Raw genomic sequence first — 11,023 nt, forward strand, 5'->3', positions numbered from 1 at the left:
CGCTGCCGGTGGCAGCGCCCTTTTTTCATGTCGGCGCGCTGGTGGACGAACTGATTGTGCTTGCCGCCGAAGCCGGAAAACTCAACTCAAACCTGACCCAGCCCGCTTGCGGGCAAGTCGCCGTGGCGCTGCCGCCATGCAGGGCCATGATGGCCTTGACGATCGCCAGGCCGAGGCCATTCGATTCGGTGAACGCGCTGCGTGACTGATCGCCGCGATAGAAGCGGTCGAATACCCGGGCCAACGCCTGCGGCGTCATTTCAGCATTGCGGTTGTCGATGCGAATGTGGCTGCCGCCGGCGTCGGCATGTGCCGAAATACGCACGGCGCTGCCGCTGTCGCCATAGCGCACGGCGTTGACCATCAGATTGCTCACCGCGCGTCGCCACATCACCAGATTGGCCTGGCAGATGCCGTCGGCCTCCAGCTCGAAATGCATGCCACGCTCGTCGGCCACGCCTTCAAAATAATCGACGACCTTCTTCAGCTCGTCGGCCAGCGCCAAGGGGCTGCGCTCCACCTTTAGCGCCGCGTGATCAGCCTGCGCCAGAAACAGAATGTTCTCGACGATGCGCGATAGCCGCTCCAGCTCCTCCACATTCGATTCCAGCAACTGCTCATATTCTTCCGGCGTACGGCGACGGCCCAGCGCCACTTGCGTCTGGCCCATCAGCACATTGACCGGCGTGCGGATTTCATGCGCCAGATCGCCCGAGAATTGCGAGAGATGCTGATAGCCGGCATCCAGCCGGTCGAGCATGGCGTTGAAGGCTTCGGCTGCATCGCGCAATTCCTGCGGCATGCCGGCCTGTTCGAAGCGCGTGGCCAGCTTGTCCGGCGTGATCTGCGCGGCCAGCGCGCTCATGCGGCTCAAGGGCTGCAGACCGCGTCTGAGCACGGCAAAACCCAGCGCCGCCGTCAGCAGCACCGCCAGCGCAGCGGCACCGGCCACGCGCCAGCGATACGCCTTGAGCATGGCGGCTTCCTGCGTCATGACATAGGCGGCGACGATTTCCACGGTGTCTTTGCTGCCTTTCGATGCGCTGCCGACCTCCGCCAGCGCCGACACCCAGCGCACGCGCACGCCGTCGGGGCGCACATCTTCATGCAGTGCGGAGATGCCGAGCGGGGTGCCGACCGGCACCGGCGTCAGCGCCGGCGGCACCAGATGATCGGGATTGCTCTGGATGAAGGGCGCGCTGCCCTGACGCCGGAAGATGCGCACGTCCTGTTCATTGCCCATCATGCTTTCGAACAGCGCCGGGCGTTGCTCCATCTGCTCGACGTTGTACAGGTCGTGCATCAGATTGCGGAAATGCTCGACGCGGCCGATCAGCGTGTAGTCGGCGCGCACATCCAGCGACTGCCGCACCGAGCCGTACAGATACATGCCCAGACCGCTGACCACCACGCAGGCGATGGCGGCGAACAGTGCGCTTACGCGCAGCGTCAGTGTGATGTTGCTGCGGCTGATGTTGCGTTCGGCCTTCATGCCTATGGGTTCTCAGAAAACATGTAGCCGACGCTGCGCACGGTGTGGATCAGTTTCTTTTCGAACGGCGCATCGATCTTGGCGCGCAGGCGCTTGATGGCGACGTCGACCACATTGGTGTCGCTGTCGAAATTCATGTCCCACACCTGCGACGCGATCACCGAGCGCGACAACGCTTCGTCCTGACGCTTGATCAGCAGATGCAGCAGCATGAACTCCTTGTTGGTCAGCACAATGTTGACGCCCTGACGCGTCACCTTGTGGCGCACATGATCTAGCTGCAGATCGGCCACTTCGTAGACTTCGGCTTCGCGCACCACGCCGCGCCGCAGCAGCGTGCGGATGCGCAGCACCAGTTCGGTGAACGAGAAGGGCTTGACCAGATAATCGTCGGCGCCCAGTTGCAGGCCGCGGATGCGGTCATCGACATGATCCTTGGCGGTCAGAAACAGCACCGGCAGATCGCTTTTGACGCGCAAGGCGCTCATCACCTGCCAGCCGTCGATGCCGGGCAGCATCACATCCAGCACCACCAGATCGTAATGGCCCTCCAGCGCCATGTGCAGACCGTCGGTGCCGTTGCGCGCCAGATCGACGGCATAGCCGGATTCGCGCAAACCTTTTTTGAGGTAGTCGCCGGTCTTGGGGTCGTCTTCGATAACGAGAATGGCCATGGGGCAGTTTGCAGTCGGAGGAGTAAATGAAGTCGTGCCACAGCCGTGTTTGCCTGCGCCGGGCAATTGCCGGCATGCAAAACACGTATTGCGATGCCGCCGATTCTAGCAATTCGGGCCGCGTGCTTCATGACAAAATTGTCATCAAATTGCCACTTGCGTGTCAGTGCATTTTTCTTAGCATCTCGGTCAAGCAGGATCAAAGCGGGCCTTGCGCGCTTATCCGATGCATCTGTCTTTCGCTTATTGTTTTCGTCTATTGTCCTTCACTCTTTTTTGGAGCCAGCATGCTGATCAAGATTCGTCCCGACCAGATCGAGATTCCGCAAGCCTCGGAAATCACGCCACAGGCCATATTCCAGTCGCGCCGCGCCTTCATCGCCAGGGCCGCCGCTGGCGCTGCGCTGGCCGGCGGCGGCTGGGGCGCGATGAGCGATGCGCTGGCGCAGCAGGGCGGCAACGGCAAGAAGTTGCCGGCCACGCTGAACAAGGCCTTCGCGGTCATGGACAAGCAGACGCCCTATAAAGACGCCACTACCTATAACAACTATTACGAATTCGGCACCGACAAGGCCGACCCGGCGCGCACCGCCGGCACGCTCAAAACCAATCCGTGGACGGTGGATATCGAAGGCGAAGTCAAAAAGCCATTCACGCTGGATCTGGATGCCTTGCTCAAACTGGCGCCGCTGGAAGAACGCATCTACCGCCTGCGCTGCGTCGAAGGCTGGTCGATGGTGATTCCGTGGATCGGCTATTCGTTGTCGGCGCTCATCAAAAAAGCCGAGCCGACCGCCGGTGCCAAGTATGTGCAATTCATCACGCTGGCTGATCGCAAGCAAATGCCGGGATTGTCGGACCCGGTGCTGAACTGGCCCTATACCGAAGGTCTGCGCATGGATGAGGCCATGCATCCGCTGGCGCTGCTGACTTTCGGCATGTACGGCGAGGTCTTGCCGAACCAGAATGGTGCGCCGGTGCGCATCGTGCTGCCGTGGAAATATGGCTTCAAGTCGGCCAAGTCCATCGTCAAGATCCGCTTCGTCAAGGAACAGCCGAAGACCGCCTGGAACATGTATTCGACGCAGGAATACGGTTTCTATTCCAACGTCAATCCGGAAGTCGATCACCCGCGCTGGTCGCAGGCCACCGAGCGCCGCATCGGTGAGGGCGGCTTTTTCGCGCCCAAGCGCAAGACGCTCAAGTTCAACGGCTACAACGAGGTCGCCGGCTTGTACGCCGGCATGGATTTGCGCAAGTTCTTCTGAGGCGGCAGCAACTGCGCCTCATCCCTTTCTGCATAGGAAAACCATGTTCGCTCGCCTCCGCAATCTTTCTCAGCGCCAGGTCAGAACTGTCTGGCTGCTGGTGTTGCTGCTGTGTCTGTTGCCGTTGGCGCGGCTGATTGCGCTCGGCGTCACCGGCGCCGACGGCGGTCTGGGCGCCAATCCCATCGAGTTCATCACGCGCAGTACCGGCGACTGGGCTTTGTATTTGCTGAGCATCACGCTGGCAGTCACACCCTTGCGCAAGCTCAGCGGGCTCAACTGGCTGGTGCGTCTGCGACGGACCCTGGGCCTGATGGCCTTTCTGTATCTGAGCCTGCATTTTCTGACTTTTTTCTGGTTCGATCACTTCTTCGATCTGCAGGAAATGTGGAAAGACATTCTCAGGCGGCCTTTCATCACGGTCGGCGTCATCGCGCTGGTCTTGATGCTCCCGCTGGCGCTGACCAGCACCAACCGCATGATTCGCCTGCTCGGCGGCAAGCGCTGGCAACTGTTGCACAAGTTGATGTATTTGATCGCGCCGCTGGCTGTGTTGCATTTCTGGTGGGCCAAGGCCGGCAAGAATCTGATTGCGCAGCCTGTCCTGTTTGCATCCATCGTCGGCGTGTTGTTGCTGGCGCGCGTCGGCTGGTGGCTGCAAAAGCGGCGCGCGGAGCAGGGCCGGGCGACCGCGGCGGTGACACGCAAGGCAGCATAGCAGCGCATATTCTTTTTGAAGAATCGCTTGTCGCTTGTAAGAAGGCGATCCGGTTCGACGACTCATTCATATTTACCAGGTACAGAGGAGCACGATCATGGCGCAGAAAAGTAAAGTTGTTGATATGTCGCGCAGACAGTTCGCGGTATTGGCCGGGATGGCATTGCTGGTCGGTAGCGCTTGCCTGAATCCGGTGCGGGCGGCAGAAAAGGCGGTGCAGATTCCGGCGCCGGCAATGGCCGAAGCGCCCGGCGGCGCCACCAGCGAGACCGCGGTGCTGGCCGGCGGCTGCTTCTGGGGTGTGCAGGCGGTGTTTCAGCACACGCAGGGTGTGCTGAGCGCGGTGTCCGGTTATGCCGGCGGCAAGCGCGAAGACGCCAAATACGATCGCGTCGGTTCGGGCGCCACCGGCCATGCTGAATCGGTGCAGATCAGTTTTGACCCGCGCCAGATTTCTTACGGCCGCATTCTGCAAATCTATTTTTCAGTGGCGCATGACCCGACCCAGCTGAATCGCCAGGGCCCGGACAGCGGCACCCAATATCGCTCGGCCATCTTCTACCAGAGCGAGCAACAGAAGAAAGTCGCGCAAGCCTATATCGCCCAGCTCGACGCTGCCAAAGTCTATCGCTCGCCCATCGTGACGCAGCTCACGCCTTTGCAGGGCTTTTACGCGGCGGAAGATTATCATCAGGACTATGCGACCTTGCACCCGACCCAAGGCTACATCGCCTACAACGATCTGCCCAAGATTGATAATCTGAAAAAGATTTTCCCGGCGGTCTATCGTGCTGAGCCGGTGACGGTGTTCAAGCGCTGAATGCAGTCAGCAACATAGCTCTCCGTGAATAACGCCCGGCCTTTGAAGCGCCGGGCGTTTTCTTTTTGCGCAGCGCTGCAAGGCCGCCAGCGTTTGTGCCCGCGCAAATGCGACAATACGCAGGTTTTGTATTTGAGTTCAGGCGCATCAGATGAATGCCACCGAAGTATTGAGACAGGCCCACCAGTTTTTTCAGCTTGAGCAGTTCGCGGAAGTCGAACAGCTTCTGCTGCCTTTGCTCGGCGAGCAACCCGAGAACGTTCCCGCCTTGCATCTGCTGGGCGCGGCGGCGCTGGCGCAGGCACATGCGCGTGAAGCTGCACTGGTCTTGCAGCGCGCCCTGCGCATCGAACCCGGCAACGCCGCCATCGCCTACAAGCTGGGGCGCGCCTACTACGAGCAGGAGCGCTATCAGGATGCCTACGCCCTGTATCGTCAACTGATCGATGGCGGTCAGCGTCATGCAGAATTCTACGTGGCGGCGGCCTCGGCGCTGCAAGCCATGCCGGATGCCGACGGCCGACGTGCGCAGGCCCTGCATTTGATAGAGCAAGCCCTGCAACTGCAGCCGCAGCAAGCCGAGCTCTGGCATCGCAAGACCTTGTTGCAGGAAGAAATGAAGCAGGTGCCGGCGGCGCTGGAGAGTCTGCAACGCGCCCTGCAACTGGATGATCAACGCGCACTGTATTGGCTGGACTTCGGCCTGCTGCTGCACAAGCAGCAACGTTACGAAGAGGCCTTGCCCTATTTCGACCGCGCGCTGACGCTGGATTCAGGCGCGCAGGCAGGCGCCGATGCCTGGACCAGCAAAGCCACTTCGCTGAGCCGTCTGCGCCGCTACGAGGAAGCCATCGAATGTTATCGGCTCGCGCTGAAACTGAATCCTGACGACGTCGATGCCAAGGTCAATCTGGCGCTGTCGCTGCTGGTGCTGGGCCGCCTGCAGGAAGCCTGGCCGCTCTACGAATGGCGCTGGGAAGGCCGCAGCGCCGATCCCTATCGGCACGCAGACATCCAGCCCTGGTCCGGCGCCAGTTCGCCGCAGGGCAAGCGCATTCTGCTGTGGGCTGAGCAGGGCCACGGCGACACCATCCAGTTTTGCCGATATGCGACGCAGCTCGCCGCGCAGGGTGCCAAGGTGATTCTGGAAGTGCCGCCAAGTCTGCACGCACTGATGCAATCGCTGGCACCCGAGGCCGGCATCGAAGTGGTCAGCAACGACGCGCCGCCTCCCGCAGCCGATTTTCAACTGCCGCTGATGAGTCTGCCGCTGATCTTTGACACTGACATGGAATCGATTCCGTCTGCCACGGCGTATTTGCAGCCAAGTCGGCACAAGCGCGAGCAATGGCAGCCTGCGGCAAAACTGCCGGCAGCGGGAGCCGCGAGCAAGCGCCGCCGCATCGGCCTCGTCTGCTCCGGTAATGCCGGCAACCAGAACGATGCCCGCCGTTCCATCGCCTTACAGGAATTTGCCCCCTTGTTCGACAAGATCAACGATGCCGATTTCTTCCTGCTGCAACCCGACCCGCGCGCGGCAGATCTGGCCTTTCTGCGCACGCGCACGGACATCGCCTGGCCCGGCGAACAGGTCATTGATTTCGACGACAGCGCGGCCTTGATAGCAAGTATGGATTTGCTGATCAGCGTCGACACCGCCGCCGCCCACCTGGCGGGCGCGCTCGGCATACCGGTCTGGATTCTGCTGCCGTGGGCGCCCGACTGGCGCTGGTTTCTCGGACGCGACGACTCGCCGTGGTATCCCGCCGCCAGATTGTTCCGGCAGACGCTGGCGGGGGAGTGGGGGGAGGTGCTGGCTGAGGTACAGAATAATCTGGGAAATTAGACCTGCGTTTTGCGAATGCTCCATCCAGATATAGCTGCGGTCTGGCTAGTTGTTACATGGACAATATAAAAATATTTATTGTTGTATTTTTATCGTTGTCCGGAGTGAGGGGCGCTTGCGACGCTAAAATTCGGGCCGGGGAATTTGCTCTGAAGAATGACTAAATTCACGGTCGAGCAGATTGATAGTAGGTAAAAGCTTCATAAGATGAGCAAACAAAATAAAACGAAGTCGTGCGTGAAGATGTCAAAAAAATTCATTCGCCCCGACTTGTACAAATGCATAAAAAGTTTTTCTATTTCTCTGCTGGAAACCCCAGTGCTGCTAATCGAGAGGGCTTGACTGTGAGAGTCATCTTTCAACAGGTCATCTTCGTTTTGCTTTTTCTGTTCCTCAGTTTGGGAATGGTTGTCAACAAGCTTGCCGGCGCAAGTTTTCATCTGCTGCTATTGGCCAGTCTGATTGGGATCGCATTAGGCGGGCAGCAAAGACGAAAGCAGTTTTGGCTGACATTGACGAAGTTCTGGCCCCTGCATCTTGCAATGGCCGGTATGGCGCTGGCTGTGTTTGCCAATCATCTGTCGCTGGGAGGCGGCTCCGTAAAGGAATACAACTTCCCGCTTCGTTTTTTCGCGTTCACATTCTTGTTCTGGCTGTTTTTACAGATGGAGCTTGTGCAGATGCGGCGTTTGCGGTGGGCGTTCGCACTCGGCGCGATCATCATGATGGTTAGAACTTACTACATGACGCAGGGTGGCGCTTCGCGGGAGTATTCCAATTTCATGCCAATCATTGCCTTCACTGAATTGGCTGCGTTGCTCGGGTGTCTTGGGGTGCTTTCCATACATTGGGACAGACTTCGCGCAAACTGGCGGTTTTATGGCAGAACCCTGTTTCAGGTCTTTGCCGGCATAGCGGGTCTTTATGCCGTCTACCTTTATCAATCGCGTGGTGCCTGGTTTGCCATTCCTGTGTTTGTGATTGCAGGATGCGCACTCTTGAGTCCTAAGCGTTCGTATAGCCGAATGTTAATCGGCGTTCTGATTCTCGCTTCCATCACATTAATTTACGGGGCAACAGAAACGGTTCAGCAACGGCTTCAGCAGGCGGAATCCGATCTGAGAGGGCTCGCTGCCGGTCAGGCGGACACTTCTATCGGGATTCGATTCCAGTTATGGAAGGGCGCGTGGATTTTGCTCAAGGAGCATCCTTGGGCGGGCGTCGGGAGTGAGGGTTTTGCGGGGGCGCTGCGAGATCTTGCCGAACGAAAAATTCTTTCACCCAGTTCGATAGCATTGCCTCATGCCCACAATGAGTTTCTGTTTACTGGCGCTGTATATGGCTCAATTGGGCTTATTGCATTGTTGGCGCTGTACCTTGTGCCCTTGATTTACTTTGTCAGATTTTTATGGGTTGACGATAAAGCACAGAAAGCAACTGCGATGATGGGGGTGGTTTTGGTGTGTGCCTTCATCGCAAACGGCCTGGTGGACGTTATGTTTTTGTGGCGCGAGTGCGCTATTTTCTATGGTGTTGTTCTATCTTTTTTGATGGCTTGTGCGGCCAAGGAGCGGCAACTGGTACCGCTTGCTCAGTTACCCTGATCTGAAAGCAGCATGGTTACACGCAAAAGTGGGATCAAGGTTCCGAGTACATCTTCAGGATAGAAACGTTGATATTTTCTTCGCTTGATGCTCAGGTCTGAGCTGAAATATTTGATGGCTATCTGCCCAAGCGCGCGAACTGAGTGCAATTGTCAGAAGGGCAATTCTCTCTGACTCGCCCGCTGGTATTGAATCGCGAAGCTCTAGCACGTGCTACATTTGATTCTTTCCTTTGCGGAGCGCGGTTGCAATGAGAGGTTCGCCTGAGAATTCCCGTCTGTTTTACTCGTCCACTTTCTGTCTGATGACATCGCATGCCAGTCTTGCCGAAAAGCAGCACAGCGATGCGCTCTCAATGATGACGGAGGCGTAAATGTGCACCAACTACACGCCACCGCGCCGTGAAGCGGTCGAGGCCATGGTGCCTCTCAAGCGCTCGACGGACGAAGACTGGAAGGATGAAATCTATCAGGATTACGCTGCGCCGCTGATCCGCGCCGGCGCCGACGGCAACTTTGAATTGATCACCGGCAGTTATGGCATCGTTCCGAAGGACCATCTGCCGCCCGATATCAAGCGCCTGTCGACCATGAACGCGCGCGCCGAGACCATCGGCGAGTTGCGTTCCTACAAGACCGCCTGGCGTGCCTGCCATACCTGCCTGCTGCCAACGCAGGTGTTCTACGAGCCGAACTACGAAAGCGGGCGCGCCGAGCGCTGGGCCATCGGCATGGCCGATGAGGCGCCATTTTGCATCGCCGGTATCTGGCGCGCATGGAGCGAGGACGACGGATCGATTTCTCATTCCTTCACCCAGATCACGATCAATGCCGACCAGCATCCTGTCATGCAGCGCTTCCAGAAGCCGGGGGAAGAAAGGCGCAGCGTGGTCATCGTGCCCAAATCCGAATATCAGGACTGGCTGAACTGCCGCGACCCGGAAGTCGCGCGCTCCATGCTGAATCTCTACCCGGCGGACCTGATGAAAACCTATCCGGCATCGAAGGGCTATAGCGACCGGCCGCGCACCGCTTCGCTGTTCTGATCCTGGCTCAAATGAGCAGTACAGCAAAAAGGGACTTCAATTGCTTGAAGTCCCTTTTGTTGTTTTGCTGCCGTCTTTTCTGCAAAGGCGTCGCACTGCGTGCGCGCTTTTTTATATAAATCGTTTGGCAATCACACTTGCGGCCGACGTCGGCGTGCCAGCATCAAGCCGGCGAAGCCCAGCCCCAAGAGCGCAATCGAAGCCGGTTCCGGCACGTTGGATGTCTGATTGAAGATGGCGGTGAAGGCAAGGTCGGTATATTGGTTCAGACCGAACAGTGGTTTGTCCGCCGGGTTGCCGCCGAGCAGATTATTGAAGATGCCGTCTCCTATCGTTCCATCAGAGAAGGCGCTGAGCAAGCCGGTCAGCAGTGCAGGACTGGATACGCCGTAGGTGGTGAGATAGGCGAAGTAAGTGCCGGGAGCGAGGTAGGTATTGATAGCGTTGACCGCCAGCGTCTGGATGCCGCCGGTCGAAACGATATTGGAGGAGAAGAGATTGGCGCCGATGATCTCCGAACCGAAGTAGCCATTGTCATCAAATTTGGCCAGCGCGAATTTCAGGTTGCCGGTAGTCCCGCCGTAAGAATAAAACGACCAGCTGTTCAAGGTGGCACCCTCGGTCAGCGTGAACGCCTCGCCGATGGCATTGGTCGGCCAGACGGTGATGGGCGTAGTCACGGAATAGGGCGGCGTCACATTCGAGTAGACCACGGTCGCTTGTGCTGCAACGATGGACAGCATGGCAAGCGCCACACCGATGATGAATTTTTTAAAGACCATGTTTCCCTCAAGCTTTATATGTCTGCAGATTGCCTTGTAAGGAAAATGTAAAGCAATTCGCAGGCCAAGATTATATGTCATTGATTTGTCAGGAAACTTGAGCTTTGGCCGGACTGCTGTGTAAAAAATGTCGACAGATATTTCCTGCTACTGTTGTCCTCTTGTCCATGAAATACTTAATGATTTCAATCACTTCAAGAGCAGGTGCAGTCGGGATGCGAGAATGTTGCTCGCTTTTTTAAAGTGTAAAAAAATCCGACAGTCGTCCGCATTGCTTGGCGGGAAGGACTTGCATAAGTTTTTCGGGCGTCACTGATGGATATCGACTTTTTTGCTGGATCTCATTGAGAGATCGCTAATCGGCCATGCAGTCGATATTGAATTTCCGGGCGGGAATGATGAGAGCATGGCTCGCCAGGAATTGGTCGCGGCGGCAAGGATCAAGCAGCGCCGCAATGTTGAGAGTGGCAGAGAAATGCACACAGGCTTAAATGGAAAAAGGCCTCAATCAACTGATTGAGGCCTTTTATATTCTGGTGGGGCGTGAGTGATTCGAACACTCGACCTACGGATTAAGAGTCCGCTGCTCTACCAGCTGAGCTAACGCCCCGTGCTGTACGTGCTGCTGTACTGCAAGAGAGGTCGCATTATAGGAGGGGTTTTTCATCTCTGCAAGTCCTTTTTGGAAATTCTTTTGATGAAATTCAAATTCACGTGCCTGGTGCGCATGCATCTGACGTTTTAGGTTTGATGCGTGCTTCGTTCGTCTCATTG

General features: G+C 57.5%; 9 protein-coding genes and 1 tRNA gene. 6 read left to right on the forward strand and 4 right to left on the reverse strand.

All coding sequences use genetic code 11. The annotated features are described in order from the left end of the window. Nucleotides 1-25: 25 nt before the first annotated feature. Nucleotides 26-1,492: a heavy metal sensor histidine kinase gene (locus PQR62_RS11745; protein ID WP_408158053.1), complete on the reverse strand. Its 1,467-nt coding sequence runs from the start codon at nucleotides 1,490-1,492 to the stop codon at nucleotides 26-28. A gap of 2 nt (nucleotides 1,493-1,494) precedes the next feature. After that, on the reverse strand, nucleotides 1,495-2,166 hold the full coding sequence (locus PQR62_RS11750; protein ID WP_408158055.1) for a heavy metal response regulator transcription factor: 672 nt from the start codon (nucleotides 2,164-2,166) through the stop codon (nucleotides 1,495-1,497). Nucleotides 2,167-2,453: 287 nt separating this feature from the next. On the opposite strand from PQR62_RS11750, the gene msrP reads away from it, so the two are divergent. The 6 genes from msrP to PQR62_RS11780 all read left to right on the forward strand — a co-directional run bounded on the left by msrP (nucleotide 2,454) and on the right by PQR62_RS11780 (nucleotide 9,467). After that, entirely contained in the window at nucleotides 2,454-3,434 is a 981-nt protein-coding gene (msrP, locus tag PQR62_RS11755) for a protein-methionine-sulfoxide reductase catalytic subunit MsrP (RefSeq protein ID WP_408158057.1), read from the forward strand. Between the two features lie 43 nt (nucleotides 3,435-3,477). Continuing rightward, the gene (msrQ, locus tag PQR62_RS11760) at nucleotides 3,478-4,152 is read left to right on the forward strand and encodes a protein-methionine-sulfoxide reductase heme-binding subunit MsrQ (RefSeq protein WP_408158059.1); all 675 of its coding nucleotides are present in this window, start codon (nucleotides 3,478-3,480) and stop codon (nucleotides 4,150-4,152) included. Between the two features lie 97 nt (nucleotides 4,153-4,249). Then, nucleotides 4,250-4,972: a peptide-methionine (S)-S-oxide reductase MsrA gene (msrA, locus tag PQR62_RS11765; protein WP_408158061.1), complete on the forward strand. Its 723-nt coding sequence runs from the start codon at nucleotides 4,250-4,252 to the stop codon at nucleotides 4,970-4,972. Nucleotides 4,973-5,123: 151 nt separating this feature from the next. Continuing rightward, the gene (locus PQR62_RS11770) at nucleotides 5,124-6,818 is read left to right on the forward strand and encodes a tetratricopeptide repeat protein (protein ID WP_408158063.1); all 1,695 of its coding nucleotides are present in this window, start codon (nucleotides 5,124-5,126) and stop codon (nucleotides 6,816-6,818) included. 233 nt (nucleotides 6,819-7,051) lie between these two features. Next, complete coding sequence (locus PQR62_RS11775; protein WP_408158064.1) at nucleotides 7,052-8,422, forward strand: O-antigen ligase family protein; 1,371 nt, start codon at nucleotides 7,052-7,054, stop codon at nucleotides 8,420-8,422. Between the two features lie 373 nt (nucleotides 8,423-8,795). Continuing rightward, the gene (locus PQR62_RS11780; RefSeq protein WP_408158066.1) at nucleotides 8,796-9,467 is read left to right on the forward strand and encodes an SOS response-associated peptidase; all 672 of its coding nucleotides are present in this window, start codon (nucleotides 8,796-8,798) and stop codon (nucleotides 9,465-9,467) included. 131 nt (nucleotides 9,468-9,598) lie between these two features. Here PQR62_RS11780 and PQR62_RS11785 read toward each other — a convergent pair whose 3' ends face one another. Then, nucleotides 9,599-10,249, reverse strand: a complete 651-nt coding sequence (locus PQR62_RS11785; protein ID WP_408158068.1) for a PEP-CTERM sorting domain-containing protein — start codon at nucleotides 10,247-10,249, stop codon at nucleotides 9,599-9,601. A gap of 534 nt (nucleotides 10,250-10,783) precedes the next feature. After that, nucleotides 10,784-10,859, reverse strand: a tRNA-Lys gene (locus PQR62_RS11790). Nucleotides 10,860-11,023: the final 164 nt, after the last annotated feature.

The sequence above is a fragment of the Herbaspirillum lusitanum genome, from assembly GCF_046025995.1.
Classification (GTDB): domain Bacteria; phylum Pseudomonadota; class Gammaproteobacteria; order Burkholderiales; family Burkholderiaceae_D; genus Herbaspirillum; species Herbaspirillum lusitanum_A.